Below are 25980 nucleotides of genomic sequence, written 5' to 3'. Positions count from 1 at the left end.
TAACGAGGAAGTTTTATGTACAAGTATAAAAAAATTATTCTTTTTATATTGCTTGTTTTTTCCTGTAGTGCTTATGCTTTATTGCCTGCTAATCAATCTCAATCGCTCAATGAATGGGAAAATGTAGATTCTCCCGATTTGAGCGAGCAAAATAGTATGCTTACTGAGAATATATTAACACAATTGCAAAATTTAAAATTCAAAATAGACGATAACTATTTCTATGTTGATAAGAAGCGTTTCCCCATTTCAATAAAAGAGGAAAGTTTTGATAAATTTGTATCGGATAACAATTTACCAGAGGTATTTAGTGGTTCTTTTCGGGCATACCAAGAAGTGAGAAATGAAACGGGTAAAGTAAAAAATATAAAATATATACAATTTACTGATGATATATCAAACAATAACTTTTCACATTACTTAACAAAAAACAATCAATTACTATATATTGATAACATCATAGTTATCATCGTAGGTGATGATTTTTTTGTTTATGCTGAAAATTATCAAGCAGAAAAATTTAAAGCGTTGGCTGATAAATTTATGTCTATTCCGTTACCTTTAAATTCTAGACAGCTGAATGAATATATTTCATCAGATAAGGTTATGTATCATTTTGGATCTAGCTCTAAAAATTTTAGACAATTTTTAGCAATTCCTTTTATAACAGATGATTTTACCTATCTTGGTGTAAAGTTAAAAAATAATGTTGATACTATCATTCCTGTTTTAATCATCTATTATCCGGATTCAGGACAAGAAGTTAATTTATATTTATTTTCTAATCAATATCAAGTGTTAGATCAATTACTCTTGTCTAGTTATGAAAGAGAAGCATTCACAGACTTACCGGCCCAGAATAGTCATGAAGATGCTGATTTTGTGATAAATGAAAATAATCAAATTGACATCCACTATAAATATTATGATGGAAAGATGTTATTTAAACGTTATCAAGTGACGAATTTGGAAAAAATAGAGGAACTTCCGGTCTCATCATCTTGTTATGCTGGCTCTCTTAAAGAAGGATATACAGATTCTTCTAAAAGTTTATTACTAACAAAAGAACAAGTTAATAATTATTTAAGATTTGATAATAATTTCTCATCAATAGAAAATATGCCTAATACATTATTATCATTAAATATTCAGAATCAGCAATTATGTGTAGATTATTTAAACTCATATTCATTTAAAGTTAATTCAATGAATACTCGTGATTTTTTTAATAATGATGAGCTTTATCAACAACAACTTACTAATTTTAAAAAAATAGGAATTGATATCACTGATAATATCCAATATTTGGAATTTTCTGATGCAAATATCAAGAAATTATTACCATGGTTAATACAAGGAAATAAAGCTATTTATATCAATAATAAGTTATTTTTAGTAGGTGAAAAATTCTTTATTATTTTAAACCAACCAACAAAAAATGACCTAAGCTAGTTTATCATGATCGGAACTTTATGATTTAACTGCCCTCGCAAAAAAGAGGGTAGTAATTTTGGGAAATAGATTATTTTTTAGGTTAATTACAATACTATTCACCTAGCAACAAGGAAAATACGAATGATAAAGAATACTATTTTAGTTTTGTTGCTAGTTTCATCTTTTACTCTTTCAGTTAAAGATATTAATTTCATTTCTGAACCAAACGAAATAGAGGTTACTAATAGTGAAAAAAATTAGTCTTATTATATTATTATGTCTATCTTTCTTATTCATATCCTCTAAAGCATACACTGAGGATATTAGTTGTGTGAGTATTTTTGAAAACATGATTCAAAATAGCTCTTTTGCAAAGGAACATTTGCCAAAAGGACCATTAAAAATTGATTTATATGATATTTCAATAGAAAATGATGCAATTCTTTTCAAACTCTACGATGAAGCTTACTCATCTGAAAGAAATCTATTTATATCAGGCTGGATTAAATATGATTATAAGCAAAGACAAATTTATGACATTTCATATGATGAATTAAACCCTATCCTATTGACTTATGACCATAGATTAGAGGAAAAATTTCGAAATTGCTTAAATGAAAAAAATATTAAGCTTAGCGAGCTAGCTACAATTGAATAATTTAAAATTATATTATAGATTCAATTTTTTCAAGATTTTTTTTAATCTGATAATCACTATTCTTATCTTTTCTAATTTACCGATTAGTTATGCAGAGAATAAAAACAATCCTGTTAACAATGTAAAAGCAACTGAGTGGGAATTAGTTGATTTTGATCATTCTTTAAATGACAGCTACGATGATAATAAAAGGGAGGAAAAGTTACAAAAAATTAATATCAAATTTATCGATGAGGTGCTTTTTATTGATAATACTTTGATAAAAATCAAAAAAGTAACTGAACCCGATATAGATAATAAAATTTTTGATTCAGTAAGAAAAATATTAAATCAAACTACATTAAATGATGCCATTTATTATAATGTTGACTTACCAAACAATTGTTATCAAATTACGAATCCCATAATATTCCTCCCTAAAAAAAATTATCTTTTTTTACATACTAATGATGAATTTGTTTTATCTTTTAAACCTCAATTAATTTTACAAGATGAGTTTTCGAGTATTTTTTTACATTTATTAGTGGCGAAACCACCTGTTGCAAGTGATTTTTTTGATAGAAATGAAAAAAGTTTTACTCCAATATCTGAAAAATTTAAATTCTATTTAGGGGGAAAGCAAGACGATGATATGTTGGCAATTCTAAAATTGGAAAATGATAATAAAAATTATAAACTCATTTTATTGGCATCATACGATATGAGTGGCTCCCCCTCTTTAGCGCTTATTAGCCTATCGAATCAATTCAAAATAATAGATAAAATTGTATTAAGTGAACAATATGAAAAAGAAGATGGCCATTTAGATATCGATTCTTTTATTGATGGAAATTATTTAATCAAGAAGCAAAAAATCGAGTATACAGATACAATTCCGCCAAAAATATTAAATGTAACTAATTATTCAATTGATAATAATGGTTTTTTTATTAAGACGAAGATAAATTAACGTGTGATACGATAATCCCCCCTAAAAATAATAGAAGTCAAAAGTAGAATGTTCTCTTACTATAATGTTCGGAGAAAAAGAAGCGACATATTTTGAAGGAGGCTTAAATGAAAATTAGAGTTTTTACTTTAGTATTACTATTTACTGTAATACCGACTGCGTCTTATTGCGAGGAAAAATGTTCTAGTATTGTTAAGGATGATATTCTTCAATGCATTAACGAAAATTATATAAAATCGGATGAACAACTAAATCAAGTATATCAGAATATTAAAACTAATATGTCTCATAATAATTATATAAAATTAAGAAATATCCAGAGAGTCTGGCTAAAAACTATTTTACCATCGTGTGATTTATATAAGCAGCAAGCTTATGGAGAAGAAAGTGAAATATATGAAGCAATGTGTAGAAAACAACAATTAGATGAGAGATTAAGAGAATTAAAGCTTACACAAAATTACAAAAAAATTCGATAATTAAGAGTGAAAATAATTTAGATGAAATCAGCACATTATTTCATGAATATCCTTTAGAATGGAGAAAATACATTAAAATGCATTGTGATTATATGAAAGAAATGTTGAATGATAATGATTGTTTTTCCCGTAATGTGTTAAATCATAGAATAGATTTTGGATAATCTAATTTTCATACTTACTTCAGGTATAATAAATGAAAAATGTAAAGCAATATAAAAATTAAAGGTAATATGAAAGCATGCAGATTCGTTATTTTCTACTTTTTTTTGTCACTTTTTTCGATAAGTTGCACTCATGCTAATTATCATGAAAATAATTTTAATTTCAATAATTATCCCGTTGAAGATAAATCAAAGCTGGCGCATGCCAACTTCGCCGGTCACTATTTAGTTTCTACTTACGGATGTGGAGGTGGCACTATTTGTGGTGATATAAAAAATTTATTAACGAATAATACTACAGGACTACCCAATTCTTACTTGATTGAAGATGATTCAGGTGAAAATGGATTTTTATTAAATTATCAATTAGATAGTAGCTTAATTATTGTTTCAGGTATATTAGCCGACCCCGACGAAGGACAAGAAAATCAAGGATTTAAAAAAAGATATTATCACTTCATCAATGATAAACTTATATTACTTAATTCTCAATAAATAGAATAAGTTGCAATAAAAAATGAAAAATTCATTAGGTTTACTTTTTTTATTTATTATTACATTTAATAGTATAGCTAACGCTAATCAATGTATCGAAGTCGTAAATAAAGAAATAAAAAGTATTTTATTTCAGAAAGCTGATGCTGATTTTCAGTATAAGTATTGTGAATATCCTAGAAATGATCTGATGACCTTCGAAGGCAGACAGTCTGTTAATATTAAAATTGATGGGAAAATTTATAGTTATTCTGATGATGTAGGCGGAGTTGGTAATTTTGGCGGGAGTATGTTTTTTTCAACCTTGGGAGTATTTGGCTTAGTTAGCACTACAACAGGAAATTCCCCAATCTCAATTTTATATTTAACAATTATTGAAAATAAATTAGTTTTATTAGGTCAACTTACATTTGAACAAAATATGGGAAATATTGTTGGTGAACCGTATATTGAAGGTAAGAGCGATATAACTAATTTTTGGATAAAAAAGCTACTGCAATCAAATCAAGAATATATTTATGGATCTCCTGCATTGAGTTTTTACGAGGGGTTGTTATTTATTTTATCTGATGATCTGGATAAGGATATGACAATTGGTGAATTCGCTAAGTTGTCGTCAAAGTTATCAGAATATCCTGACTTAATTAATTTTTATAGACAAAAAATATTTTTTAAAAACAATTCATTATGTTCATATAACGAAAATATAACTGAAATGGATGCTTTTGGCTGCAAGGTAAATAATAAACAATTATCAATTTGTTATAATTATTTTGATAGCGGTAGCTTAATCTATCGTTATGGTGATAAGAGTAACTTAGAATTGGAACTAAGTAGAGAGATTCAAGATGATGATATATCCGCTAATTCTTTTATTTTTCAGAAAAACAAGTGGCAATATCAAGTGAATACAGATCCACTCGATGCGGGTATATTAATAAAAAATAATGGAAAGACTGTTTCTTTTCTTAAATGTGACAAAAATACGATTGAGCCACTAATTTTTGCACCTATTTGGGGATAGATATTGAATTTAAGCGCTAATTTTGATTGAAAGGGGTAGTTAACAGCATTATTGTTTTTTTAGAGTATTTACATCGCTATGGGGAAAGGGATTGCTTAATAGTACCTTAGCATTTGCTAGCAACAAGGAAAATACGAATGATAAAGAATACTATTTTAGTTTTGTTGCTAGTTTCATCTTTTACTCTTTCAGCTAAAGATATTAATTTCATTTCTGAACCAAACGAAGTAGAGGCATCTAATAGTGAAAAAAATTAGTCTTATTATATTATTATGTCTATCTTTCTTATTCATATCCTCTAAAGCATGGTAATCCTCCCTAAAAATAATAGAAGTCAAAAGTAGAATTTTCTCTTACTATAATGTTCGGAGAAAAACAACAACGCATTAAACCATCGCTATGGTGAAGTATGCTCGCTAATGCTCAAGCGATGCAAATAGTAGCAAATAGTAAAGCAGACACAGTATCAACTAATCAACCCGTACTCTCTAATCTCGCTGAAAATGCTAAAATATGGCATTTGCATCCGGTTAGGATGTAACGGTAATCTCCATAAATTATAGGAAAATTTTTGATGAAAAAAGTCATAATGATTTTTATGGTAATTGTAACTTTTTGGGTTGGCATAAATATTTTTATAAAAATATATAATACGGATAAATTTATCGAGCAAGCAATCGAATTAAGAATAAAAAATAATCCGAATATAATAGAATTTCACAATGGCAAAGATTCTGAATATGTAGAGATAACATCAGGTGTTCATTCTCCTTATTGTATTCTGATTTTATCTAGTAGAAATAACCCGTTATCAAAGGGACAGATATATTTCAACCAATCAAAAGATAAATTAATAGATGCCTTAAAGACTGCCTATTTAAATCCGGATAAACTTTGGTGGTCTATTGATTTATATCATAAGGATAATTTGAATCAACCATATGATAATTTGGCAATTATACCAGATCCCAGTTGTTATAATGGTGGATTAACTTTAGATATTATAGAGTCAAAACCTCCTAATTATTTTGTGGCAGTAAGGAACATGGATAGTAGTATCCATTCAATAGGTTTTATTCATTCCGAAAAAAAATTTGATAAAAAAAACTTTGATTTTGTAAACTTAGGTTTCATTTATATGAAAAACGGTGATAAATTTGAATTATTATCATGTGAACTTACTAAGTTTAATTGTAATGAAAAAAAGTATTTCAGCCCTTATATATATAAAATGATGTCAAGCTAGTTGTAGAATCAAAATAAATTAGGTAGATAATTGTGAAAAAATATATTGTATTATTAATCTTATGCTTTTCTCATAACGCATTTGCAACAGGCCCCTCTCGAGCAACACTAAATATCGTGCCTCTATCAATAAATGAAAATGGATCATTGTTTTATAAATATATGTATATCAGTAACCCAATGGGTTCTCACGATATTGAACCTATTTTCTACGGCGTTGGTTTTTTCAAAGATCGAAAATTTACCAATCTACAAGAACAGGTCCTTATTTATAATAATTATAGTGAGGAAAAATATAATAATGAATTAGCGAAGCTAACAATTTGGTTAAATTCATCTTGTAAAATCAATGACCTAAAAGAAGGATTCACATCATGTAATCTTAAAGAATATGTCGTGAACCGCTTGATGAATGCAGCCGAAATAAAACAACAATATGGAATTGATATCACAAAAGCAACTAGCTATTTTTTAAATCCCGGAGAGCTGGATGTAAGTGAAGATGAATCTATTTATATTAGTTATGCATTCAAAGGGGCGATCATAGCAGAGTTTAATCAGTTGCGTGAATGTATAGAGGGTGAAGATTATGTTAATGTTTTGATAACACCACTTTCCTATGATGAATTTAATGATGCTGGTGGGAAGTTTAGTGGTTATTTTTATGAATGTGTTAATGCTACAGGCATTATAATGAATAACTGATCCCTAGCAAAAAAATGGACAAATGTCACCGCTATGATATAAATAAAATCTACCTAACATTTTACCGCTATTTATCAATATGCTCTTATAGCGAGAGGATGCTTGATAACAAAAATTGCGATATCGTATTGTAATCGTTAATGATAAAACTTATTATACTCGCCATCACGGTGAGGCTTTTTATCTATCTTGCTAATACAACTATTTCTTGTTTTAATTGAGTTAAATCATTATGAAAATTGCGATTATTGCCGCTATGGAAGAAGAAGTATCAATTCTTCGAAGTAAAATAACTGATTGCCAGATCGAGACTATTTTCGGATTCGATTTTTACATTGGCCAAATTGATGGCTGCGATGTGGTGTTACTTAAATCGGGCATAGGTAAAGTTGCTGCGGCAACGGGTACCTCATTATTATTAAGTCGCTTTGATATTGATGCGGTCATTAATACGGGTTCAGCTGGTGGATTAGATAGTCGCCTGAAAATTGGTGACGTTGTTATCTCAAATCGCGCTATTTATCATGATGTGAATGTGACCGCTTTTGGCTATGAACTAGGTCAAATGGCGGGTTGCCCCGTTGCGTTTACTAACGATAGCCCACTAAAAGATATCGCCATTAATGCAACTAACTCACAAGGCGTTAAAGCCGTTGACGGTGTTATTGTCAGTGGTGATTCATTTATCAATAGCGATAATGAATTAACTAGAATTAAATGCCAGTTCCCAGATGCCATTGCAGTCGAAATGGAAGCAACCGCGATTGCCCATGTTTGCTGGCTTTGTGCTATGCCATTTATTGTCGTTAGAGCAATATCAGATAATGGTGATAAAGCCTCTGCAATAAGTTTTGAAGAGTTTTTACCTTTAGCTGCAAAGCAATCATCGCTTATCGTTCAGTCGATGCTTAAAGAACTTAAATAATACTGAGCTGCGATGAACTATATATTTTGGTGTGATATTTTAGGTACGATAGTTTTTGCTATCTCAGGCGTATTATTGGCGTCAAAAAAAGAGATGGATCCTATTGGCGCGTTAGTTTTAGGCGTTATAACGGCCATAGGTGGCGGAACAATTCGCGATATTATATTAAATCATGGTCCTATTTTTTGGGTCACTGATTCAACCGATTTGTGGGTCGCTATCATTACCTCTTTATTATCGATGTTACTCATTCGCTATTCATCTGCTACAAAGTACCCGAAATGGTTAATGCCAGTACTTGATGCAATTGGCCTTGCTGTATTTGTTGGAATTGGGGTGAATAAAGCCATTGCTTCAGAGGTGAATGGTTTAGTTATGATTTGTATGGGAGTATTAACTGGCGTGGGTGGCGGCATTTTACGTGACGTTCTTGCTAGGGATATTCCGATGGTCTTTCGAACAGACATCTACGCAACCGCTTGCTTAATTGGCGGTGCTATGCATGTTATGTCGTACCTTTGTTTAAGTTTACCAATTGATATTGCAACATTACTTGGCATTATAACCACACTAACAATTCGTTTATTAGCAATTTATTGGCATTTAAAATTGCCCGTTGTAGTCGCAAAAAAACATAATACCAACCATAATTAGTGGCGTTTTCTAACTAAAATTTTAGATTCTTCGCCTTTGATTAGGCGCTGAATATTACTCGCATGACGAATAATGATAAGGCAGGCTAACATCGCAGCAGGCATGGTAAGCTCTGGACGAATAAACCATACAAATAAGGGGGCAAATAAAAAGCTTACGATCGCAGCCACTGACGCATAACCCGTAATTAAAATCGTAACAAACCACGTCGCAATAAATAATCCTGAAAAATCAAAACCTATCATGACCATTGAACCTAATGCTGTTGCAACGCCTTTTCCACCGTGGAAATGGAAGAAACATGGAAAGATATGACCTAAACATGCAGAGATAGCGATGATCCCTAAAAAAAAGGGCGATATATCTAACCGGTAAGATAGGTAGACCGGTAACAGTCCTTTTAACATATCAAAAATTAAAACACACAGTGCTGGAAATTTACCATTGACTCTAAGCATATTCGTCGCGCCAGGATTATGTGAACCATAATCGCTAGGGTTACGTAAATGCATCAGTTCGCTCACAATACGCGCACCAGATAATGAGCCACTAATATAAGCGACTATCATCATAATAGAAATCAGCAGCAAATAATGTTCCTCACATTGATGGCTATTTTTTTGCTAGTATAGGTTTTAAATAAATTCCTGTATAGGACTGTTTACATTTTGCCACATCTTCAGGTGTACCTTCAGCAATAATTTCGCCACCACCATTACCGCCCTCAGGGCCAAGATCGACAATCCAGTCAGCTGTTTTAACAACATCTAAGTTATGTTCAATGACCACAACGGTATTACCGCGATCTCGAAGCAGATGCAATTGATTTAATAATTGCTTAACATCAGCAAAATGTAGACCTGTCGTTGGTTCATCTAGAATATATAATGTTTTACCCGTATCACGTTTCGATAGTTCTTTAGCCAGCTTAACTCGCTGAGCTTCACCACCAGATAACGTCGTTGCTGATTGACCAATAGTAATATAAGATAGCCCAACATCGACGAGGGTTTGTAATTTTCGAGCAATCATGGGAACAGCTTCAAAAAACTCGCGCCCTTCTTCAACCGTCATCGCTAGCACTTCATTAATGGCTTTACCTTTATATTTAATTTCTAACGTCTCGCGATTATAACGCTTACCATGACACTGGTCGCAAGGCACATAAACATCAGGTAAAAAGTGCATTTCGACTTTGATCAGTCCATCACCTTGGCAAGCTTCACAGCGACCACCTTTAACGTTAAAACTAAAACGGCCTGGATTATAACCACGCGCCCTTGCTTCAGGAACGCCAGCATATAACTCACGAATTGAGGTGAAAAAGCCAGTGTAAGTTGCTGGATTAGAACGCGGAGTCCGGCCAATAGGGCTTTGGTCAATGGCAATGACTTTATCAAAATGATCTAATCCTTTAATTTCTTTATACGGCGCGATATCGCTTTTCTCTGCTCGATTAAGTTCGTTTTGCGCTAATGGATAAAGTGTATCATTGATAAGGGTTGATTTTCCTGAGCCAGAAACACCGGTTATGCAAGTAAATAGGCCAACAGGGATATTTAAAGTGACATTTTTTAAATTATTACCCGTCGCGCCAATTAATGATAATAGTTTCTTTTTATCGATTTTAGTTCGTTTAGCTGGAATTTCAATTTTCTCTTTACCTGATAAGTACTTACCAGTTAATGAGTTTTTATTTTTCATTACCTGTGCAGGCGTTCCCTCAGCAATAATTTCGCCACCATGCACACCTGCGCCGGGGCCGATATCGATTAAATAATCAGCCGCTAAGATCGCATCTTCATCATGCTCAACAACAATAACGCTATTACCTAAGTCACGTAAATGCGTTAATGTATCAATTAATTTTGAGTTATCACGTTGGTGTAATCCAATTGACGGTTCGTCAAGTACATACATAACGCCAACAAGGCCTGCACCGATTTGGCTTGCTAGCCTTATTCGCTGAGCCTCACCGCCAGATAATGTCTCCGCAGAGCGAGATAAGTTTAAGTAATTAAGCCCAACATTAATTAAAAACTGTAAACGTTCATTGATCTCTTTTAATATTTTTTCTGCAATTTTGGCGCGTTGTCCCGTTAAACTAAGTGTACCAAAAAACGCTTTCGCATTATGAATACTTAACTCACTAATCGCAGGTAAATTCGTGTCATCAATAAACACATTGCGCGCCTCGACGCGTAATCTTGAGCCATGGCAGCTTGGGCATGCACGGTTACTAATATATTTAGCAAGCTCTTCACGAATGGTTTGTGAATCAGTCTCTTTATAGCGGCGGCTAAGATTATTTAAAATTCCCTCAAATGGATGGGTTCGTTTAACAGAATCACCGCGATCATTGGTATAAACAAATTGAATATCTTCATCGCCAGAGCCATTTAATATAATATTTTTGATTTTGCTAGGCAGCTTTTCAAAAGGTGAATCAATATCAAATTTATAATGTTCTGCTAATGATTTTAGCATTTGAAAGTAATAAAAATTGCGACGATCCCAGCCTTTAATTGCTCCAGCTGCAAGTGAAACATCAGGCATTTGCACAATGCGTTTTTCATCAAAATATTGTTGTACTCCTAAACCATCACAATCAGGGCAAGCGCCAGCTGGATTATTAAACGAAAAGAGTCTTGGTTCAAGTTCTGACAGACTATAGCCACAAATAGGGCAAGCAAAATTGGCTGAAAAAAGGATCTCATCACTATTTGGCTCATCTAAATTAGCCACTTTAATGATGCCATGAGTAATTGAGAGCGCAGTTTCAATTGACTCAGCAAGTCGAATTTTTAAATCATCTCGAATACGAAAGCGATCGACAACCACTTCGATAGTATGTTTTTTTTGTAGTTCTAATACTGGCGGATCTGATAAGTCATAAATATCACCATCAACGCGAACGCGAATATAACCGCTAGCTGATAACTGTTCGAATAATTTAACAAACTCACCTTTACGCTCAGTCACAACAGGAGCAAGCAGCATATAACGATGATCAGCTGGCAATGACATAATCGAGTCAACCATTTGTGATACTGTTTGCGCCGCTAATGGTAAATGGTGTGTTGGGCAGCGAGGTTCACCGATACGCGCATAGAGCAAACGCAGATAATCATAGATTTCGGTAATTGTGCCAACCGTTGAACGTGGATTATGAGAAGTTGATTTTTGTTCAATCGAAATAGCGGGAGATAATCCTTCAATGTGATCAACATCAGGTTTTTCCATCAATGATAAAAATTGACGTGCATAAGCAGATAATGATTCGACATAGCGCCTTTGCCCTTCAGCATATAGGGTATCAAATGCTAAAGAGGATTTACCTGAACCTGAAATACCCGTAATAACCACTAATTTATCACGAGGAATAGTTACATTAATATTTTTGAGATTATGAGTACGAGCACCACGGATTTCAATATTTTTAATTGACATTTATCTCTTCTTAATCGACGTTAAAATAACAATTTTGGGCAAATAGCCAAATAATGAACTGTATATTATACCAGCATTTTTTAGTAAATACATTAAATATACAAATAACAGTTATAGGGTGAAACATCACTTTATCTATTGCCATAGCCAATGAGGTGATATTAGTGAAGCTTAATGATAAGAATAGTCGTTAATAAGCTAGTAGATAAGCGTACAATAGCGATAATTAATCAAAAAGCAGATAAAAATAGACTAAATAGACTGCTTTTATCTGCTCCTTGATAATCTCTTTTACAATGTTTTGCTTTTCTTTTAAAACTGCCTTTACCTTTTATATTAGTTTCAATTCTCTGTTTAAATAATGGATCACTCATTAATGCAGCTAAAGCATTATTACGAATAGTTCCTTTTTTGTGCTGATAGTTACTCATAAATCACTCCTTATATAACGTTTGGGCATTATACTCTCACTCACTTAAAGCGCAAATATTACTAAGTAATATCTGGCTTGCTTATTTAGGTGGTTTATTTTACTCTAATGCCCTTTTAGTGCTATAGCTATAGGTACTTTCAATGGATAAACGTTATTTACAAGCAAATAAAGAAGCAAGGCTATCTCTATACATTACTCTTTTTTACTTAGTTTGTTGGGTCTTATCTGCTTACTGCTTAGGTGATAAGCTTGGTATACTCGGGTTTCCAGCTTGGTTTGAAATATCTTGTGTACTAACACCTATAGCCTTTATTTTGATTTGCTACTTGGTCGTAAAATGTCGCTTTAAAGATATTTCGCTCGAGAGCTGTCAGCCAACAAAACCAATTAATAAATAAAGACGCTATCTATTATGCATGTTGATATTATTGTTCCTCTTGTCCTTTATCTAACGTTAGTCTTCGCGATTTCTGCCTATGCGTATATTAAACGTAAAAAAACTGACCAATTTACCGATTATTTTATTGGTAATCGAACCATGGGCGGATTCTTACTTGCGATGACTCTTGCGGCGACTTATATTAGTGCCAGCTCTTTTATTGGTGGACCTGGCGCTGCTTATAAATTTGGTCTAGGTTGGGTTTTACTTGCTATGATCCAAGTGCCAACTGTGTTGTTATCACTGGGTATTTTAGGCAAAAAATTTGCGATTCTCGCGCGCAAATATAATGCCCTTACCTTAAGTGATATGTTATATGCCCGTTATCAAAGCCGATTGATTGTTTGGTTTGCAAGTATTGCAATTATTGTCGCATTTATTGGCGCAATGACCGTACAATTTATCGGTGGTGCTCGCTTATTAGAATCCTCGGTCGGTATTCCTTATGGTTACGGTTTACTTATTTTTGGTATTGGCACTGTTATCTATACAGCTTTTGGTGGTTTTCGTGCCGGCATTTTAAATGACGCTTTTCAAGGCATGGTAATGCTTGTTGGCGCAATTATTTTGCTTATTGCAGTTATCTATGCAGGAGGCGGCATACCACAAATTATTGATACCTTAAAACAGACAGATCCCGCATTATTAACACCGCAAGGACCTGATGATTTCATGGATTTTCCATTTATGGTGTCATTTTGGATTTTAGTCTGCTTTGGCGTGGTTGGTTTACCTCATACCGCCGTGCGCTGTATGGCTTATAAAGATAGTAAAGCGGTTCATCGCGCAATTATTTTAGGTACAATTATTGTTACTGTGATCATGTTTACCATGCATTTATCGGGGGCATTAGGTCGCGCAATTTTACCTAATTTGGCTATCCCCGATCAAGTTGTGCCTAATTTGATTGTTAGTGTATTGCCACCCATTGCCGCCGGCATTTTTTTAGCCGCGCCACTTGCAGCCATTATGTCAACTATCAATGCTCAGCTATTACAAGTCTCATCCGTTATCATTAAAGATCTCTTTTTATCAATCAAACCAGAGATGAAAAAATACGATAAAACACTTACCCGTCTATCAATTGTCATTACATTTATTTTTGGTGTACTATTAATTTTAGCCGCATGGAATCCACCAGATATGGTGATATGGTTAAACTTACTTGCATTTGGTGGACTTGAAGCGGTTTTTTTATGGCCTTTAGTGTTAGGGCTATATTGGCAACATGCTAATGCTTATGGTGCATTAACATCGATGATTTTAGGTGCGACTTGTTATGCTATCTTAGCGAGTGAAAATCTAAAAATCTTTAGTTTTCATCCAATTGTACCGGCATTAATTGTAGGATTAGTTGCCTTTTTAATCGCCAATTACTTTGGCAAACATTTACAAAATAGGGACTAATATGCCTTGGATCCAATTAAAAATTAATACCACTAATGATAATGCCGAACATTTTAGTGATTTATTAGAAGAAAGCGGCGCGGTATCAGTCACCTTTCAAGATACCTATGACACGCCAGTATTTGAACCATTACCCGGCGAAACTCGTTTATGGGGAAATACTGATGTAATTGGCTTATATGAAGCTGATATTGATACTAAGCAATTAATTAATTTACTTAAGTCATCAAAACTGTTTACCAATGAACTGCATTATAAAATTGAACAATTAGAAGATAAAGATTGGGAACGCGAATGGATGGATAATTTTCATCCGATGCAATTTGGTAATAGGCTTTGGATCTGCCCTAGCTGGCGAGAGATCCCTGACCCAAACGCAGTAAATGTAATGCTTGACCCAGGCCTTGCTTTTGGAACAGGAACACACCCAACAACTGCGCTTTGTCTACAATGGCTTGATGGACTTGATTTGCAAGACAAAGTCATTATCGATTATGGCTGTGGATCAGGTATTTTAGCTATTGCAGCATTAAAATTAGGTGCCAAAGCAGCGATTGGGATAGATATTGATCCACAAGCGCTGCAAGCTAGCCGAGATAATGCACAGCGTAATAATGTCAGTGATAGGTTATCACTTTACCTTGCAAAAGATATTCCTGATAACTTACTTGCTGACGTTGTGGTTGCAAATATCTTAGCCGGGCCACTTAGAGAGCTTGAACCACATATTAGCGTACTAGTTAAATCGGAAGGGTTACTCGGGTTATCTGGTATATTAGAAAATCAATCAGCGAGTGTCTGTGATGCTTACCAGCCACACTTCGAGCTTGATCCGGTAATGATTAAAGAAGAGTGGTGCCGTATCACAGGTAAAAAATATTAATTTAGGCTAGCGTTTTTATTCATAGCGCTAGCTATTGTTTTATTTAATGTTAAATTTCGTTATTTTTTTGTTGTAAGGCTATATTTTAGTGAAAAAATAATCGCTATATCTTAAACGAATAAAACTTTATTTAGCTAAAAAAGTAGAAACAGCTTTACATCTGGTAATTTTTTCGGCATCATTTTGCCGCTATTTGTCGTTTTAAATGGTGGCTAAAGATAATTAGTAAAATCCAACGCAACGATAATATTAGCAATATTGAGTAAAAATAAACATCAAGAGGATCCAATGGCAAAAGAAGATAACATTGAAATGCAAGGTACAATACTTGACACATTACCAAATACAATGTTTCGTGTAGAACTCGAAAACGGTCATGTTGTTACCGCACACATTTCCGGCAAAATGCGTAAAAACTATATCCGTATTTTAACAGGCGATAAAGTGACTGTTGAAATGACCCCATATGACTTATCTAAAGCTCGCATTATCTTTCGTAGTCGCTAATTCTATTTTCTATTTCTGCCATATTGTATCGCGCAAGGCTGCGCGGTACTACTTTGGTATGTCTAAAATTAATCATTACTGCGACTAAAATCTATATCCTAGTATTTTATCCACTGAGTTTTTGATTAATTTAATGACTAAAACGACACCCATATTTTAACCGGCGATAAAGTCGCTGTTGAAATAGCATCATATTACTTATCTAAAACGCACATTATTTTTGGTAGTGGCTAATTCTATTTGCTATTTCTGTCATATTGTATCGCGCAAGGCTGCGCGATACTGATTCGATATGTCTAAAATTAGTCTTTAATGCGGCTAAAATCCATATCTTGATATTTTATCCATTTCGTTCTTTTAAGTAATTTATAGCTAAACATAATCACTAAAAATAGTGGAATACCAATATAAGTTGCAATGACAGCATTCCAATCAATTTGATCTTGTAAAAAGGCTTCATAATTTTGCCCAAGCGTGATAACAAGGCATAGTACAAAAGCAAATATCGGACCAAACGGAAATAGGCTTGACTTATAAGGTAGTTTGTTAATATCTAGTCCTTGAGCGATATAGCCTTTTCTAAAGCGATAGTGACTAATTGCAATCCCTAGCCAAGCAATAAAGCCGGTCATGCCTGATAAGTTTAGTAACCATAAATAAACTTGTCTGTCTTCAAACATTGACGTTAAAAAACAGAGCATTGCGATGAAGGTGGTCGCTAGCAGTGCCATTCTAGGTACGCCAGAGTGAGATAAGCGTGCAAATAATCTTGGCGCTTTGCCTTCTTTAGCTAAAGCATAAAGCATACGCGTTGACGCATATAGCCCTGAATTCCCTGCTGATAGCACTGAGGTTAAAATAACCGCATTCATCAATGCTGCCGCAAAAAGTAATCCTGCATTTTCAAAAACTAAGGTAAATGGACTAACACTAATATCTGTTTCATCATTACGTAATAGACTTGGATCGGTATAAGGAATAATTAAACTCACCACAAAAATAGCGAGTACATAAAATAGTAAGATACGCCAAAAGACTTGCTTCATTGATTTTGGAATATTTTTTTCTGGATTTTCAGACTCACCAGCAGCAATACCAATTAATTCTGTTCCTTGAAACGAAAATCCAACAATCATCGCAACACCAATCATCGATGAAAAACCACCAACAAAAGGCGCATCACCAATTGTCCAGTTATACCAAGGGCTTTGCGAGGTCGATACGACTTTTGAAACACCATTCACAGTAACAACACTTGCATGCTGGTACCAATCCAAAAAGATATTAATAATCATCCCCATACCTAATATTATGAAGATAATAACTGTCACAACTTTTATTAATGAGAACCAAAACTCGGCCTCACCAAAGCCTTTTACCGAAATATAATTAAGTAAAAAGATAATACTTAAAAAAAGCACGCTCCATAGCCAACTATAGCTGCCTGAGTCAAACCAATAAGAGATAACAAGCTGCGCTGCAACTAAATCAACAGCAACAGTAATTGCCCAGTTATACCAATAGTTCCAACCTATTGCAAAACCAAATGATTCATCCACATATCTAGCACCATAAGTTGCAAATGTTCCCGATACTGGCAAATAAGCGGCAAGCTCGCCTAAACTGGTCATTAAAAAGTAGACCATCAAGCCGATAATTGCATAAGAAAGTAACGCACCAGCAGGACCTGCCTGTGCAATAGTGGCACCTGATGCGACAAATAGCCCGGTACCAATTGACCCACCAATGGCTATCATTGTGAGGTGGCGAGCTTTAAGATCGCGTTTAAGTTTATTTTGTGTTTGCATAACCATACTGTTGTTTAGAAAAAAATTTTACGAAGTGTACCAAAAAAATAGGAATAGGAGATAAATAATTCTAATAAAACTGATTTTTTATTAGAATTATTTAAGGGCACGTTAGTGCTTCTAAATTTTGTAAGTAGCTAAATGCTTCTTGCCTGTTATTACCACACATTTCATGACATGGCTGTAAATTTTGGCAGACTAATGGCCTTGATGGTAAACCAAATAACACGCAGCGTGCATTATTATCTAAATGGGCACATATTACATTAGCTGGTTTGCCATTTGGCATATTAGGAAGCGGACTTGAAATAGACGGTGCTATGCAACAAGCGCCGCAGTTTTCTCGGCAGTGAAAATGATTATCCATAACTTGTCCCCCTATTCGATATAATTTACTGGTGACAATAGCAAGATAGCGCTAAAATAGCGAGCTTATTTATTCTAACACTATTAACCGGAAACAAGATTATGCCAAAAGCTAATGAAGTTAAGCGCGGAGATGCAATCTCTTATAATGGTAAATTATTACTCGTAAAAGATATTGAAGTGCAAAGTCCTAGCGCTCGTGGAGCAAGTACGCTCTATAAAATGCGCTTTGCTGATGTAAAAACAGGATTAAAAGTTGAAGAGCGCTTTAAAGGTGATGATATATTAGACACTATTGAGCTTAGCCGCAGACCGGTTACCTTTTCTTATATTGATGGTGACGAATACGTTTTTATGGATAATGAAGATTATACCCCTTACTCATTTAAACAAGACCAAATTGAAGAGGAATTGCTCTTTATTCCAGAAGGTGGGATCTCAGGTATTCAAGTTTTAACCGTTGATGGTCAAATCATTGCACTTGAATTACCGCAAACAGTTGAACTCGAAATTATTGAAACCAATCCTGGAATTAAAGGCGCCTCAGCAAGTGCTAGAACGAAACCGGCAAAATTAACAACAGGTTTAACTGTGCAAGTTCCTGAATATATTAATAATGGTGAAAAAATAAAGATCCACGTCGCTGAGCGCCGTTTTATGAGCCGAGCAGACTAATTTAAAAAGAGTAGTATTAACGTATGTCAAAGAAAGTAATTCAGATTCTATGTTGGAATCTTTTTGGTATTTTATTATTAATCAGCTTATATTGTACCTATCGTCATGGTTTTTGGTTTAATCTTGATTCAACCATTTTCCATTTTTTTAATCAATTTTTAGATGGCAGTAATAAAACATTTTTATACCTGATCGCAATTACCAATCATCGAAGTTTTGATGTGATCTCATTTTTAGCAATGGCATTGCTCTATTACCTCTATTTTCGTAAGGTCGATAATATAGATAAACGAAAAATGATTGTTATTGGCTTAATGATGCTAGTGATGGCTATTTTAATTAAACAATGGGGACGATTTATTCCTATTTCTCACGAAAGTCCGACACTCTATTTTGATCCACTTGAATCAATTAATCGAATTTCAAAGTTGACTCATTTTGGTACAAAAGATGCATCAAGTGATAGCTTTCCAGGTGATCATGGTATGATGTTGATGATTTTTACTGCTTTTATGTGGCGATATTTTGGCTTAAAAGCATTTATCCAATCAGCAATAATCGTTATTATTTTTTCTGCGCCACGTATTATTGCAGGAGCACACTGGTTTACCGACGTTTATGTTGGTTCACTTGCCATAACGAGCATCGTTCTTAGTTGGTTTTTAATAACACCAGCTAGCGACTATTTAGCTCGAGGGTTATTGCATTTAATGCCTAAGCGCTTTTTTAAAACCTCATAACCAGTTAAATTATATGAATATTTATAATCAAAATAAATTACATAAACGTCTAAGACGGCAAGTCGGCGAAGCCATTGCCGATTTTAACATGATTGAAGAAGGTGACCGAATTATGGTTTGCTTATCAGGCGGTAAAGATAGCTATACCATGCTTGATATTTTGATCAATTTAAAAATCAGTGCGCCGATTAATTTTGAGCTAATCGCCGTCAATCTTGACCAAAAACAACCCGGTTTTCCTGAGCATATTTTGCCTGAGTACCTAAAATCTTTAGGTATTGAATATAAAATCGTTGAAGAAAATACTTATGGGATCGTTAAAGAAAAAATTCCAGAGGGTAAAACGACCTGTTCACTTTGTTCGCGTTTAAGGCGCGGTATTTTATACCGCACCGCAAGCGAAATTGGTGCAACTAAAATCGCCCTAGGCCATCATCGCGATGATATTTTGGAAACCCTATTTCTAAACATGTTTTACGGTGGAAAATTAAAAGCGATGCCGCCAAAATTGATGAACGATACAGGCGAACATATTGTAATAAGGCCTCTTGCTTACTGCAAAGAAAAAGACATTATTCAATATGCTAATCTTAAAGACTTTCCGATCATTCCATGTAATCTTTGTGGATCTCAGCCTAATTTACAAAGACAAGTCATTAAAGACATGTTAAATGAATGGGATAAAAAATTTCCTGGACGCATTGAGACAATGTTTCGCGCAACTCAAAATGTTACCCTTTCCCACCTATGCGATCCTAAATTATTTGATTTTAAAGGTATTAAAAAAGGTGATGATATTGTTAACGGTGGTGATATTGCATTTGACCGTGAAGAGATCCCCGTTAATAGTTTTGATGCCAGCGAAATTGCAGAGCAAGATCTGATTTTATGGAAAGAAGTTAACTAATTGATGACACATATTCCACTCAGCTTGTATATTCATATGCCTTGGTGCGTACAAAAATGCCCGTATTGTGATTTTAACTCACATAATATTAAGCAGGCACCGGCATATGATGAATATATCAATCATCTACTTGCTGATTTACGTCATGATCTTGCTTTAACAAATAATAGAGCCGTTCACTCAATATTTATTGGTGGTGGCACGCCAAGTCTGTTTTCCGCAGAATTAATCAACCAGTTGTTAACCCAGATCCAAACCTATATTCCCTTTGAAGCTGGGGCCGAGATAACGATAGAAGCAAACCCAAACTCAGCTGATGCAAATCATTTTAAAGGTTATATTGATGCGGGAATAAACCGCATATCGATTGGTGTACAAAGTTTTCAACATGATAAATTAGTCAAACTTGGTCGAATTCATGACCCAGATGACGCAATTAACGCAGCTCAGCTAGCAAGTAAGTTAAATTTGCGCAGTTTTAATCTTGATCTAATGCACGGCTTACCTGATCAGTCATTAACTGATGCCTTATCAGATCTAAAACAAGCAATTTTGCTTTCGCCACCCCATTTGTCATGGTATCAATTAACGATTGAGCCCAATACATTATTTGGATCTAAGCCGCCTAAATTACCCGATGAAAAACTATTGTGGGATATTTATCAACAAGGCGACAAATTATTGACTGAAAGTGGTTATGTACAATATGAAACCTCGGCTTATGCTAAACCAGGATTCATGTGCCAACATAACCTGAATTATTGGCGTTTTGGCGATTATATTGGGATTGGCTGCGGTGCACATGGTAAATTAACCCAAGCCGATGGTAAAATTATTAGAACGGTAAAAACAAAGCACCCCAAAGGATATTTAGCTGGCCGTTATTTAGAAAAATCTTATCAAGTTCCAGATGATGAACTCTCTTTTGAATTTTTTATGAATCAGTTCAGACTATTTGAAGCAGCACCAAAAATGCGCTTTGTAGAGCGAACAGGTTTAACGTTAAATAATATTGAGCAACCGATTAATCAAGCAATAAAAAAGGGTTATCTTAGCGAGGATAAAGATAATTGGCAGTTAACAACGCAAGGTAAGTTATTTCTTAACTCATTACTTGAGCTATTTTTATAATCATCAAATGTTTTAATTACAACGGTAATCAACGGCTAAGTTATTCAAACCAAATCAAAGACGCCATTCTACCCGTTTGCGGCTCTCGGCGATATGAGTAAAATAACTCACTTTCACTATAGGTACAGTTTTCACCACCATAAATTTGATAAATGCCAAGCTTATTCAACCGCTGCCTTGCTAGTAAATAGAGATTAGCAAGATACTTTTGTTCATGGGGATTTACTAATTGAAATGCATTTGACGCATCTAAGTCATGACGCTCAAATTGAGCTTTAACTTCAGCCCCAACTTCGAACTTTTGTGGGCCAATCGCAGGGCCAAGCCAAGCCATAATTTGTGCCGGCTGGCATGTAAAGTAACTTACCGTGTTTTCTAAAATGCCATGACATAATCCGCGCCAACCAGCGTGAGCGGCTGCAACTTCATCACCTTGCTGTGAACAAAATAAAACTGGCAAGCAATCTGCCGTTAATATCGCACTTACGGCATTTCTTTGCTTACTGTAGCTAGCATCAGCATCAATAGATTGGTAACTGGCTATATCAATGACATTAGTGCTATGAGTTTGTTTTAACCAAATGGGTTCGTTTGATAATCCTAATGATTGAGTAACTATCGATCGGTTTTCAAGTACATGATTTAAATCATCACCAACATGACTCCCTAAATTGAGGGAGTGATAAGGCGCATTGCTACATCCACCTTGACGCAGTGTCGTCAAGGCGTGGACATTATTTGGTGCAGGCCAATTAGCGTACATCGCCTTAATCATAATGATTTACCAGTCAATCTCATCTTGATGCAATTTAGTATCTTCTTGCAATACTTTAATCAATTGCTGCATATCTTCTGGAAGTGGGGCATGCCATTCCATCTGTTCACCTGTAATTGGATGAAATAACCTTAACATTGTTGCATGTAAAGCTTGGCGGTCAAAATTACGCAACGTTTCGAAAAATTCATCGGTTGCTCCTTTTGGTGGTCTTGGTCTGCCGCCATATAGCTGATCGCCAATTAATGGGTGAGCCATGTGTGCCATATGGACACGAATTTGATGAGTACGGCCAGTTTCAAGGCGTAAACGTAAACGGGTATGGGCACGGTATTTTTCCATTACTCGGTAATGAGTTACGGCAGGCTTACCTGTTGGAAATACGGCCATATGAGTACGCTTAGTTGGATGACGCGTGATTGGCTTATCAATTGTGCCGCCAGCGGTCATTATGCCCATCGCAACGGCTTCATATTCACGTGTAATTTCGCGTAGTTGTAAAGATTCGACTAAGCGAGTTTGTGCCTCAATAGTCTTAGCAACTACCATTAATCCCGTCGTATCTTTATCTAATCGATGAACAATTCCGGCTCTTGGTACACTTGCAATATCAGGATAATGATAAAGCAGTGCATTTAAAACCGTACCATTTGGATTGCCCGCACCAGGGTGAACAACTAAGTCACGCGGTTTATTAATCACCAAAATATCGTCATCTTCGTAAACGATATTGAGAGATATTTTTTCGCCTTGATGATAGGTTTCTTCTTCAATTAAAGCATTAAGAATAATTTGTTCGCCACCAAGTACGCGCTCTTTCGGCTTATCAACGACAATATTATTTACTTTTACATGACCATTTACAATCCAATCTTTAATTCGTGAACGCGAATACTGTGAAAACAGTTCAGCCAAGGCCTGATCTAGCCTCAAGCCTAATTGATGTTCTTCAACTTCAGCGGTTAATTCTAACTTTTTTAGTGTGCTATCTGACATAATTATCTATATTAAGTGGAGTTTTCACTCTTGAGTGTTTTAAGCTATGATAAATTAGAGTATCATATACGTTCAAATGGGTTAATGTTTATTTTACATTTCTTACATAAAAGTTTTAAAATAAATAACAATGGATTAATGATTGAATGAAATTATATCTTAAATATTCTTTTATCGCTGCAATGACGGGTCTATTAATGGCTTGTTCATCATCAAAACCTGATGTTGATAATGTACCAGAAAAAGATTTATATACCAAAGCAGAGCAAGAATTACAAAATGGCAATATTCGATCGAGCATCACAATTTTAGAGGCGCTTGATAAAGCCTATCCGTTTGGTCCTTATTCTCAGCAAGTTCAACTGGATTTGATTTATGCATACTATAAATCAGGTGATTTGCCAGTAGCAATTGCTTCAATTGACCGTTTTTTAAAACTTAATCCGACACATCCAAATGTTGATTGGGTTATTTATATTCGTGGTCTTGCAAACATGGCACAAGATAACAACCAAATTCAAGGTTGGTTTAATGTCGATCGCGCTGATCGTGAAACCTCTTATGCACAAGCTGCATTTAAAGACTTCACCTATTTAGTGGCTAATTATCCTGATAGCCCATACAGCTATGATGCAGAAAAACGACTTATTGCGTTAAAAGATCGTTTAGCAAAATACCAACTGAAAGTTGCGCAGTACTATACTGACCGTGGAGCTTATGTTGCCGTTGTTAATCGAGTTAAAGATATGCTAGTAACATTTTCGGATACTGATTCAGCGAAGCATGGATTACTCCTCATGCGTAATGCTTATACTCAATTAGGTTTAACAGACGAAGCCGAAAATACCAATAAACTAATAGAAGCAAATCTAGGTAATACATCATCAAAGATCAATGATGACAAACCATTTTTGTGGATTTTCTAACCCAAAGATGAAAGCGGTGAAAATATTCACCGCTTTGCTATAGATAAAGGCGTCATTAAGTATCGAAATACCATTCACTATAATTTAATTAGTCAATTTTCGATTTAAAATACTGAGTCGATAATTAACGATTAGTCGATAACCTTGTGCAAAAATAAAAAGTAATGCCTGTATCAAAACGATACAAGCGCTGGTACTTGCACTAAAATGATAGCTAATAAGCGTCCCTGAAATACAAGAAATAATTGATACGATAATGGCAATAATTAGCATCCGCTCAAATCGTTTAGACAGCAAAAAAGCAATAATCCCCGGCGCAATTAGCATTGCAATCACCAAAATAACGCCTACTGCCTGCAATGATGCAACAATAGTTAAAGCAAGAAACGTGAGTAAGCCATAGTGTAACAATTTTACCGGTAAACCTACGACTTTCGCTTGAACAGGATCAAAACAAAAAAGCATTAGGTCCCGACGTTTTATCAGGGTAACTAATGATACTATTAGCGCAATAATAATAATTTGAATAAGCTCACTATGCGTAGTGCCAAGCACACTACCAAATAAAATATGGTTAAGGTGCTGCTCTGTGTCGACTTTTGAAAATAAAACCAGACCAAAAGCAAACATACCCGAATAGACAATGCCCATTACCGTATCTTCTTTTACCCGGCAATTTTGTTTTATATAACCGGTTGCCAAAGAACAAAAAAAACCAGAAGCAAAGGCACCGATAATAATTGGAATACCACCTAAATAAGCTAAAACAATACCGGGTAAAACCGCGTGGGAAATGGCATCCCCCATTAATGACCAACCTTTTAAAACTAAGAAACAAGATAAGATTGCACAAACAAACCCCGTAGTAATTGAAACAATAATTGCCCTTTGCATAAAAGGGTAGCTTAATGGTTCGATAATAAAATTTAACCACTCCATTAAGTGTACTCCTTATTACGTAACTGCTTACGAATACGTAAACGATTAGGAATTAAGCCATGTTGCGGGGAAAACAAGAATGCGAATAAAAAAATAAGTGTTTGTAATGTAATAATCACGCCACCTGTCGCACCATCAAGATAATAGCTGATCCATGCGCCAATACCACTCGTGAAAAAACCAATTGATACGGCAATAATCAGTAATCTTGAAAATCGATTAGTTAATAAATAAGCCGTCGCGCCAGGCGTTATAACCATAGCGATAACTAAAATAGCGCCAACAGTTTGTAAGGCTGCAACCGTACACGCACTTAAAATGGTGAAAAAAATGATTTTTAATCTTAGAGGAGATAAACCAATTGAGCGGGCATGGGTTTCATCAAAAAAAGCGACCAGTAAATCTTTCCATAGCAAAATTAAGGCCAGCAGTGATGCGCTAATTATAATTTCAACTTGCCATAAATCTTCATCAGCAATGGTTAGAATATTACCCATAATTATGGCATTGATATTAACTGAAGTTGGATTAAGAGAAATAATTAATAGACCAAAAGCAAAAAAAGTTGAAAAAATAAAACCAATAATGGCATCTTCTTTTAATCGGCTAAAATAGCGAATTATCGTAATTGAGATTGCGGCTAAAAAACCAGTAAAAAATGCGCCGATAGAATAAGGTAAGCCTAAAGCATAAGCGCCAGCAACGCCGGGAACAACAGAATGAGATAATGCATCCCCCATTAACGACCACCCTTTTAACATCAAATAAGCAGATAAAAATGCACATGCAGCGCCAACTAAGCAGCTAGCCCAAATGGCTTTTAGCATATATTGATACTGGAAAGGTTCTAATAATAGTTCCCACAT

29 protein-coding genes are annotated in these 25980 nt (G+C 34.7%); 20 read left to right on the top strand and 9 right to left on the bottom strand.

The annotated features are described in order from the left end of the window. Nucleotides 1-15 precede the first annotated feature (15 nt). From RHO14_04265 to RHO14_04215, 11 genes are all read left to right on the top strand, one after another. Complete coding sequence (locus RHO14_04265; GenBank protein WVD72018.1) at nucleotides 16-1452, top strand: hypothetical protein; 1437 nt, start codon at nucleotides 16-18, stop codon at nucleotides 1450-1452. Between the two features lie 313 nt (nucleotides 1453-1765). Then, nucleotides 1766-2092, top strand: coding sequence for a hypothetical protein (locus RHO14_04260; GenBank protein WVD72017.1), 327 nt, complete (start codon nucleotides 1766-1768; stop codon nucleotides 2090-2092). Further along, nucleotides 2085-3041 carry a hypothetical protein gene (locus tag RHO14_04255; protein WVD72016.1) on the top strand — a complete coding sequence of 319 codons (957 nt, stop codon included), beginning with the start codon at nucleotides 2085-2087 and terminating at the stop codon, nucleotides 3039-3041. Before RHO14_04260 ends, RHO14_04255 begins: the two co-directional genes overlap by 8 nt. Before the next feature lie 107 nt (nucleotides 3042-3148). Beyond that, nucleotides 3149-3520, top strand: coding sequence for a lysozyme inhibitor LprI family protein (locus RHO14_04250; protein WVD72015.1), 372 nt, complete (start codon nucleotides 3149-3151; stop codon nucleotides 3518-3520). A gap of 233 nt (nucleotides 3521-3753) precedes the next feature. Beyond that, entirely contained in the window at nucleotides 3754-4179 is a 426-nt protein-coding gene (locus tag RHO14_04245; GenBank protein ID WVD72014.1) for a hypothetical protein, read from the top strand. A gap of 22 nt (nucleotides 4180-4201) precedes the next feature. Beyond that, a complete protein-coding gene (locus RHO14_04240) occupies nucleotides 4202-5203 on the top strand; it encodes a hypothetical protein (GenBank protein WVD72013.1) in 1002 nt (333 codons plus the stop codon). Nucleotides 5204-5612: 409 nt separating this feature from the next. Continuing rightward, nucleotides 5613-5744, top strand: coding sequence for a hypothetical protein (locus RHO14_04235; GenBank protein WVD72012.1), 132 nt, complete (start codon nucleotides 5613-5615; stop codon nucleotides 5742-5744). A 33-nt stretch (nucleotides 5745-5777) separates the two neighbouring features. Continuing rightward, a complete protein-coding gene (locus RHO14_04230) occupies nucleotides 5778-6449 on the top strand; it encodes a hypothetical protein (protein WVD72011.1) in 672 nt (223 codons plus the stop codon). Nucleotides 6450-6481: 32 nt separating this feature from the next. Further along, nucleotides 6482-7153: a hypothetical protein gene (locus tag RHO14_04225; protein ID WVD72010.1), complete on the top strand. Its 672-nt coding sequence runs from the start codon at nucleotides 6482-6484 to the stop codon at nucleotides 7151-7153. Between the two features lie 232 nt (nucleotides 7154-7385). Next, on the top strand, nucleotides 7386-8078 hold the full coding sequence (gene mtnN / locus RHO14_04220; protein WVD72009.1) for a 5'-methylthioadenosine/S-adenosylhomocysteine nucleosidase: 693 nt from the start codon (nucleotides 7386-7388) through the stop codon (nucleotides 8076-8078). Between the two features lie 12 nt (nucleotides 8079-8090). Beyond that, the gene (locus RHO14_04215) at nucleotides 8091-8732 is read left to right on the top strand and encodes a TRIC cation channel family protein (protein ID WVD72008.1); all 642 of its coding nucleotides are present in this window, start codon (nucleotides 8091-8093) and stop codon (nucleotides 8730-8732) included. Here RHO14_04215 and plsY read toward each other — a convergent pair. From plsY to RHO14_04200, 3 genes are all read right to left on the bottom strand, one after another. Beyond that, on the bottom strand, nucleotides 8729-9322 hold the full coding sequence (gene plsY / locus RHO14_04210) for a glycerol-3-phosphate 1-O-acyltransferase PlsY (protein WVD72007.1): 594 nt from the start codon (nucleotides 9320-9322) through the stop codon (nucleotides 8729-8731). The two genes, RHO14_04215 and plsY, sit on opposite strands and share 4 nt — an antisense overlap. A gap of 22 nt (nucleotides 9323-9344) precedes the next feature. Beyond that, nucleotides 9345-12182, bottom strand: coding sequence for an excinuclease ABC subunit UvrA (gene uvrA / locus RHO14_04205; protein WVD72006.1), 2838 nt, complete (start codon nucleotides 12180-12182; stop codon nucleotides 9345-9347). Between the two features lie 230 nt (nucleotides 12183-12412). Next, on the bottom strand, nucleotides 12413-12613 hold the full coding sequence (locus RHO14_04200) for a ribosome alternative rescue factor ArfA (GenBank protein ID WVD72005.1): 201 nt from the start codon (nucleotides 12611-12613) through the stop codon (nucleotides 12413-12415). A 142-nt stretch (nucleotides 12614-12755) separates the two neighbouring features. Here RHO14_04200 and RHO14_04195 point away from each other — a divergent pair, with 142 nt between their 5' ends. The 4 genes from RHO14_04195 (at nucleotide 12756) to infA (ending at nucleotide 15851) form a co-directional block, all read left to right on the top strand. Beyond that, nucleotides 12756-13013: a YhdT family protein gene (locus RHO14_04195; protein WVD72004.1), complete on the top strand. Its 258-nt coding sequence runs from the start codon at nucleotides 12756-12758 to the stop codon at nucleotides 13011-13013. 14 nt (nucleotides 13014-13027) lie between these two features. Then, the gene (gene panF, locus RHO14_04190; GenBank protein ID WVD72003.1) at nucleotides 13028-14461 is read left to right on the top strand and encodes a sodium/pantothenate symporter; all 1434 of its coding nucleotides are present in this window, start codon (nucleotides 13028-13030) and stop codon (nucleotides 14459-14461) included. Between the two features lies 1 nt (nucleotide 14462). Further along, the gene (gene prmA / locus RHO14_04185) at nucleotides 14463-15344 is read left to right on the top strand and encodes a 50S ribosomal protein L11 methyltransferase (protein WVD72002.1); all 882 of its coding nucleotides are present in this window, start codon (nucleotides 14463-14465) and stop codon (nucleotides 15342-15344) included. 288 nt (nucleotides 15345-15632) lie between these two features. Further along, on the top strand, nucleotides 15633-15851 hold the full coding sequence (gene infA, locus RHO14_04180; protein ID WVD72001.1) for a translation initiation factor IF-1: 219 nt from the start codon (nucleotides 15633-15635) through the stop codon (nucleotides 15849-15851). A gap of 302 nt (nucleotides 15852-16153) precedes the next feature. Here infA and RHO14_04175 read toward each other — a convergent pair whose 3' ends face one another. Together RHO14_04175 and RHO14_04170 are read right to left on the bottom strand one after the other, a co-directional pair. Next, nucleotides 16154-17659 (bottom strand): amino acid permease, encoded by a 1506-nt coding sequence (locus RHO14_04175; GenBank protein ID WVD72000.1) that lies wholly within the window; start codon nucleotides 17657-17659, stop codon nucleotides 16154-16156. 100 nt (nucleotides 17660-17759) lie between these two features. Beyond that, nucleotides 17760-18026 (bottom strand): YkgJ family cysteine cluster protein, encoded by a 267-nt coding sequence (locus RHO14_04170; GenBank protein ID WVD71999.1) that lies wholly within the window; start codon nucleotides 18024-18026, stop codon nucleotides 17760-17762. Nucleotides 18027-18127: 101 nt separating this feature from the next. Here RHO14_04170 and yeiP point away from each other — a divergent pair, with 101 nt between their 5' ends. Genes yeiP through hemW form a run of 4 tightly spaced genes read left to right on the top strand, consistent with a single transcriptional unit; the run spans nucleotide 18128 to nucleotide 21478 of the window. Beyond that, complete coding sequence (gene yeiP, locus RHO14_04165) at nucleotides 18128-18700, top strand: elongation factor P-like protein YeiP (protein WVD71998.1); 573 nt, start codon at nucleotides 18128-18130, stop codon at nucleotides 18698-18700. 23 nt (nucleotides 18701-18723) lie between these two features. Further along, nucleotides 18724-19440, top strand: a complete 717-nt coding sequence (locus RHO14_04160; protein ID WVD71997.1) for a phosphatase PAP2 family protein — start codon at nucleotides 18724-18726, stop codon at nucleotides 19438-19440. A 13-nt stretch (nucleotides 19441-19453) separates the two neighbouring features. Beyond that, nucleotides 19454-20347 carry a tRNA 2-thiocytidine(32) synthetase TtcA gene (gene ttcA, locus RHO14_04155; GenBank protein WVD71996.1) on the top strand — a complete coding sequence of 298 codons (894 nt, stop codon included), beginning with the start codon at nucleotides 19454-19456 and terminating at the stop codon, nucleotides 20345-20347. A 3-nt stretch (nucleotides 20348-20350) separates the two neighbouring features. Beyond that, nucleotides 20351-21478 (top strand): radical SAM family heme chaperone HemW, encoded by a 1128-nt coding sequence (hemW, locus tag RHO14_04150; GenBank protein ID WVD71995.1) that lies wholly within the window; start codon nucleotides 20351-20353, stop codon nucleotides 21476-21478. A 40-nt stretch (nucleotides 21479-21518) separates the two neighbouring features. Here hemW and pgeF read toward each other — a convergent pair whose 3' ends face one another. After that, nucleotides 21519-22241, bottom strand: coding sequence for a peptidoglycan editing factor PgeF (gene pgeF, locus RHO14_04145; GenBank protein ID WVD71994.1), 723 nt, complete (start codon nucleotides 22239-22241; stop codon nucleotides 21519-21521). A gap of 18 nt (nucleotides 22242-22259) precedes the next feature. Then, on the bottom strand, nucleotides 22260-23249 hold the full coding sequence (gene rluD, locus RHO14_04140) for a 23S rRNA pseudouridine(1911/1915/1917) synthase RluD (GenBank protein ID WVD71993.1): 990 nt from the start codon (nucleotides 23247-23249) through the stop codon (nucleotides 22260-22262). A gap of 146 nt (nucleotides 23250-23395) precedes the next feature. On the opposite strand from rluD, the gene bamD reads away from it, so the two are divergent. Continuing rightward, nucleotides 23396-24175, top strand: coding sequence for an outer membrane protein assembly factor BamD (gene bamD, locus RHO14_04135; GenBank protein WVD71992.1), 780 nt, complete (start codon nucleotides 23396-23398; stop codon nucleotides 24173-24175). A gap of 84 nt (nucleotides 24176-24259) precedes the next feature. Here bamD and RHO14_04130 read toward each other — a convergent pair whose 3' ends face one another. Then, entirely contained in the window at nucleotides 24260-25114 is an 855-nt protein-coding gene (locus RHO14_04130; GenBank protein WVD71991.1) for a metal ABC transporter permease, read from the bottom strand. Beyond that, a complete protein-coding gene (locus tag RHO14_04125) occupies nucleotides 25114-25980 on the bottom strand; it encodes a metal ABC transporter permease (GenBank protein ID WVD71990.1) in 867 nt (288 codons plus the stop codon). The genes RHO14_04130 and RHO14_04125 overlap by 1 nt, the downstream gene beginning before the upstream one ends.

This window comes from Orbaceae bacterium lpD04, from assembly GCA_036251935.1.
GTDB lineage: Bacteria > Pseudomonadota > Gammaproteobacteria > Enterobacterales > Orbaceae > Orbus > Orbus wheelerorum.
Note: the sequence above shows the minus strand (reverse complement) of the source record. Positions and strands in the feature narration are given on the sequence as shown.

What these genes read in the sequence shown, in the direction of transcription:
- RHO14_04265 (WVD72018.1), top strand. Translation starts at nt 16, where the DNA reads ATGTACAAGTATAAAAAAATTATTCTTTTTATATTGCTTGTTTTTTCC.
- RHO14_04250 (WVD72015.1), top strand. Translation starts at nt 3,149, where the DNA reads ATGAAAATTAGAGTTTTTACTTTAGTATTACTATTTACTGTAATACCG.
- RHO14_04245 (WVD72014.1), top strand. Translation starts at nt 3,754, where the DNA reads ATGAAAGCATGCAGATTCGTTATTTTCTACTTTTTTTTGTCACTTTTT.
- RHO14_04240 (WVD72013.1), top strand. Translation starts at nt 4,202, where the DNA reads ATGAAAAATTCATTAGGTTTACTTTTTTTATTTATTATTACATTTAAT.
- RHO14_04235 (WVD72012.1), top strand. Translation starts at nt 5,613, where the DNA reads ATGCTCGCTAATGCTCAAGCGATGCAAATAGTAGCAAATAGTAAAGCA.
- RHO14_04230 (WVD72011.1), top strand. Translation starts at nt 5,778, where the DNA reads ATGAAAAAAGTCATAATGATTTTTATGGTAATTGTAACTTTTTGGGTT.
- mtnN (WVD72009.1), top strand. Translation starts at nt 7,386, where the DNA reads ATGAAAATTGCGATTATTGCCGCTATGGAAGAAGAAGTATCAATTCTT.
- RHO14_04215 (WVD72008.1), top strand. Translation starts at nt 8,091, where the DNA reads ATGAACTATATATTTTGGTGTGATATTTTAGGTACGATAGTTTTTGCT.
- uvrA (WVD72006.1), bottom strand. Translation starts at nt 12,182, where the DNA reads ATGTCAATTAAAAATATTGAAATCCGTGGTGCTCGTACTCATAATCTC.
- RHO14_04200 (WVD72005.1), bottom strand. Translation starts at nt 12,613, where the DNA reads ATGAGTAACTATCAGCACAAAAAAGGAACTATTCGTAATAATGCTTTA.
- RHO14_04195 (WVD72004.1), top strand. Translation starts at nt 12,756, where the DNA reads ATGGATAAACGTTATTTACAAGCAAATAAAGAAGCAAGGCTATCTCTA.
- panF (WVD72003.1), top strand. Translation starts at nt 13,028, where the DNA reads ATGCATGTTGATATTATTGTTCCTCTTGTCCTTTATCTAACGTTAGTC.
- prmA (WVD72002.1), top strand. Translation starts at nt 14,463, where the DNA reads ATGCCTTGGATCCAATTAAAAATTAATACCACTAATGATAATGCCGAA.
- infA (WVD72001.1), top strand. Translation starts at nt 15,633, where the DNA reads ATGGCAAAAGAAGATAACATTGAAATGCAAGGTACAATACTTGACACA.
- RHO14_04175 (WVD72000.1), bottom strand. Translation starts at nt 17,659, where the DNA reads ATGCAAACACAAAATAAACTTAAACGCGATCTTAAAGCTCGCCACCTC.
- RHO14_04170 (WVD71999.1), bottom strand. Translation starts at nt 18,026, where the DNA reads ATGGATAATCATTTTCACTGCCGAGAAAACTGCGGCGCTTGTTGCATA.
- yeiP (WVD71998.1), top strand. Translation starts at nt 18,128, where the DNA reads ATGCCAAAAGCTAATGAAGTTAAGCGCGGAGATGCAATCTCTTATAAT.
- RHO14_04160 (WVD71997.1), top strand. Translation starts at nt 18,724, where the DNA reads ATGTCAAAGAAAGTAATTCAGATTCTATGTTGGAATCTTTTTGGTATT.
- ttcA (WVD71996.1), top strand. Translation starts at nt 19,454, where the DNA reads ATGAATATTTATAATCAAAATAAATTACATAAACGTCTAAGACGGCAA.
- hemW (WVD71995.1), top strand. Translation starts at nt 20,351, where the DNA reads ATGACACATATTCCACTCAGCTTGTATATTCATATGCCTTGGTGCGTA.
- pgeF (WVD71994.1), bottom strand. Translation starts at nt 22,241, where the DNA reads ATGTACGCTAATTGGCCTGCACCAAATAATGTCCACGCCTTGACGACA.
- rluD (WVD71993.1), bottom strand. Translation starts at nt 23,249, where the DNA reads ATGTCAGATAGCACACTAAAAAAGTTAGAATTAACCGCTGAAGTTGAA.
- bamD (WVD71992.1), top strand. Translation starts at nt 23,396, where the DNA reads ATGAAATTATATCTTAAATATTCTTTTATCGCTGCAATGACGGGTCTA.
- RHO14_04130 (WVD71991.1), bottom strand. Translation starts at nt 25,114, where the DNA reads ATGGAGTGGTTAAATTTTATTATCGAACCATTAAGCTACCCTTTTATG.
- RHO14_04125 (WVD71990.1), bottom strand. Translation starts at nt 25,980, where the DNA reads ATGTGGGAACTATTATTAGAACCTTTCCAGTATCAATATATGCTAAAA.